2 protein-coding genes are annotated in these 3,361 nt (G+C 72.2%); both read right to left on the bottom strand.

Going from position 1 to position 3,361, the window contains the following annotated elements; translation table 11 throughout:
• On the bottom strand, positions 1 to 1,472 hold a 1,472-nt coding region (locus GL263_RS23815; protein ID WP_182857805.1), incomplete at its 3' end, for an ATP-binding protein.
• Positions 1,473 to 1,552: 80 nt separating this feature from the next.
• Complete coding sequence (locus GL263_RS23810) at positions 1,553 to 3,190, bottom strand: SLC13 family permease (protein WP_182857804.1); 1,638 nt, start codon at positions 3,188 to 3,190, stop codon at positions 1,553 to 1,555.
• Positions 3,191 to 3,361: the final 171 nt, after the last annotated feature.

Here is a 3,361-nt window from a genome sequence, read left to right as displayed (position 1 = left end):
CGGTCGGCCTCCGCCGGCCGCTTGGTGGACCAGCCGCGGTCGAAGATCGCCTCCAGGTGCGCGCTGTCCACGCCCCGCCCGGAGTCGCCGACGCGCACCAGCAGCGTGCCGTCCGGCTCCGTGCGGGCGGTGACCGACACCCGTCTCGGCGGCTCCCCGGCCAGCGCGGCGTCGATGGCGTTGTCCACGAGATTGCCGACCAGCGTCACCAGGTCGCGCGCGGCGAACGCGGACTCGTCGCCCGCGCTGACCGCCGTCTCCTCGGTGACGGTCAACTCGATGCCCTTCTCCGCCGCCTGCGCGGCCTTGCCGAGCAGCAGCGCCGCCAGCGCCGGCTCCTCCACCTCGTCGGTGAGCCGGTCGGCGAGCTGCTGCGCGCTGGCCAGCTCGACCGTCGCGAACTCCACCGCCCGCTCCGGATGGCCCAGCTCGATCATCGTGACGACGGTGTGCAGCCGGTTCGCGGACTCGTGCGCCTGGGAGCGCAGCGCCTCCGCGAAGCCGCGCACCGAGTCCAACTCGCCGGCCAGCGCCTCGATGTCGGTGTGGTCGCGCAGCGTCGTCACCGTGCCGAGCGTGCGCCCGTAGCGCACGATGCGCTCCTGGTTGACGACCAGCACCCGGTCCCCGTACACGCACAGCCGGTCCCGTACCGGCTCACCCGAGGTGAGCATCCCGGCGAGCGGTTCGCCGACGCCGAGTTCGGCCACCGGCCGGTCCTCGGGGTGCTCGGGCAGCGCCAGCAGCCGCCGGCCCTCGTGGTTGGCGAGGGTGAGGCGGCCGCGCGGGTCGACGATCAGCAGGCCCTCGTGCACGTTGCGCAGCACCGCGTCGTGGCTCTCGAACAGCCGGGTGATCTCGGCGGCGCCCAGCCCCAGCGTCTGGCGTCGCAGCCGCCGGCTGATCAGCCAGGAGCCGGCCGCGGCGGCCACCAGCGCGGCGGCCGAGACGCCCGCCACCGGCGGCAGCCTGCGGCGCAGCTCGGCGCCGATCTGATCTTGCAGGATGCCCACCGCCAGCAGCCCGCGCACCCGGCCGCCGTCGGCCCGTACGGGTACGACAGCACGCGCCGAGGGGCCGAGCGTGCCCTCGTACGTCTCCACCACCCGGCCGCCCGCCAGCGCGGGGTCGATCGTGCCCAGGAAGCGCTCACCGATGCGGTCCGGGTTGGGGTGCGAGTAGCGGGTGCGGTCGGTCGCCATGAACACGATGAAGTCCGTGCCGGTCGCCCGGCGTACGGATTCGGCCAGCGGCTGGAGCGTGGCTCCGGGGTCGTCCGCGGCGAAGGCGGCCCGCACCTCCGGCAGCTCGGCCAGCGCCGTGGCCAGGGTGGTCGCGCGGTGCTCGGCGTCGGCCTGGGTGTCCCGGCGGGCCTCGCCCACCACAAGCAGCGCCCCGGACCCGACCAGGAGCGCGATCACCACCAGTTGCAGCAGAAAGAGTTGCCGCGCCAGGCTGAGCCTCGTGCGCATGGCCTGATTGTCACAGGTCTCCACGCGTGCGGCGCCCCGGGGCCGCCGCCCCGGAGCGCCGCACGCCCTCGTACGCCCGTTCAGAACCGGACGCCGAGCGCCCAGCCGCCGAGCAGCATGATCGCGGCGGTGATCAGCAGCACGCCGACAAGGTTCAGCCAGATACCGCCCCTGATCATCTGGCCCATGGTGACGTGCCCGGAGCCGAAGACGATCGCGTTCGGCGGCGTGCCGACCGGCAGCATGAAGCTGCACGTCGCGGCGAGCGCGGCCGGCGCGAGCAGCAGCAGCGGGTCGATGCCGATGCCGATCGCGACACCGCCGAGTACCGGCAGGAACGTCGAGGCGGTCGCGGTGTTGCTGGTCAGCTCGGTGAGCGCCAGGATGATCAGGCAGACCACCGCGATCAGCAGCACCGTCGGCAGCGCCCCGAGCCCGCCCATCCTGGTGCCGATCCACTCGCTCAGCTTGGTCTCCTGCACACCCTTCGCCAGGCTCAGGCCGCCGCCGAACAGCAGCAGCACACCCCACGGCACGCCGGACTGCGCCGTGCGCCAGTCCATCGTCATCTCACCGCGCCGGGCGGCGACGGGAAGCAGGAACAGCGCGACGACGGCGGCGATCGCCACGGCCTCGTCGGAGAGGTTCGCCATGAACGGCAGCACGGTCGTCAGCGCCGACCAGCCGGCCAGCGGCTCCTTGAACACCCACAGCAGCGCCGCCGCCGTGAACACCGCCAGCACGTTCCACTCGCCCCGGGACATCCGGCCCAGCTTGTTGATCTCCTGCTGGATGACCTCCTTGCCGCCGACGACGTCCTTCAGGCCGGTCGGGTAGATCACCCGGGTCAGCAGCAGCCACGCCACCAGCAGGAACACGATCGCCAGCGGCACGCCGACCTTCATCCAGGCGGCGAAGCTGATCGTGGTGTCGTAGTTCTGCTCGACGAAGCCCTTCATGATCAGGTTGGGCGGGCTGCCGATGAGGGTGGCCAGGCCGCCGATGGTCGCGGCGTAGGCGATGGCCAGCATCAGACAGGTCGCGAAGTTCCGGGTGTCCTTGTCCTCCGCCAGCTCCGAGACGGGCCCCTCCTCCTTTGCCGGGTCCACCCCGGTGCGCTTGCCGATGACCAGGGCGAGCACACTGACGCCGATCGGCAGCATCATCAGCGTCGTCGCCGTGTTGCTCACCCACATGCTCAGGAAGCCGGTGGCGATCATGACGCCGAGGATCAGCTGCTTCGGCTTGGTGCCGATCGCCCGCATCACCAGCAACGCGATCCGCCGGTGCAGGTTCCACTTCTGCATCGCCAGAGCGATGACAAAGCCGCCGAGGAAGAGGAAGACCGTCGGGCTGGCGTAGGGCGCGGTGGCGTCCCCGATCGGCAGCACCCCGAGGAACGGGAAGGCGACGATCGGCACCAGCGAGGTCACCGGCAGCGGCAGCGCCTCCGTCATCCACCACACCGCCACCAGCACGGCCACGGCCGCCGTGGTGCGCGCGGCGTTCGACAGCGCCGGGTCGTCGGCGGGCAGCAGGAAGTACGTCAGCAGCGCCAGCAGCGGGGCGAGCAGCCGCCCGAGCCAGACGCGTCGTACACCGGACGCCGTCGCCGGCACGTCGGGGCCGCCGCCCTCCTCACGGGCGGCGTAGCCCGTTCTGCCGCCCCCCTGGTCGGGCGCGTCGCGCTCCTCGCGCCGCTCTGTCTCCGTCGACATGACCGTCTTCCCTTCGCCGTCCACTCCGCCAGCCGGCGGTGGCCTCGCCACCTGCACAAACCCGGCGTTCGTTCCGCTGTAACGGGGATGTTCGACGAGCGTGCGGCGGGACGGAACCCCGTCAGGGTTTTGTTCTTAACGGTCGCGGGAAGCGGGTGGGTGGTGCGGGAG

This window comes from Streptomyces durbertensis (assembly GCF_014156695.1).
In the GTDB taxonomy this organism is placed as follows: Bacteria; Actinomycetota; Actinomycetes; order Streptomycetales; family Streptomycetaceae; genus Streptomyces; species Streptomyces durbertensis.
The sequence above is the reverse complement of the archived record's forward strand: the minus strand, read 5'-3'. Positions and strand labels throughout refer to the sequence as shown.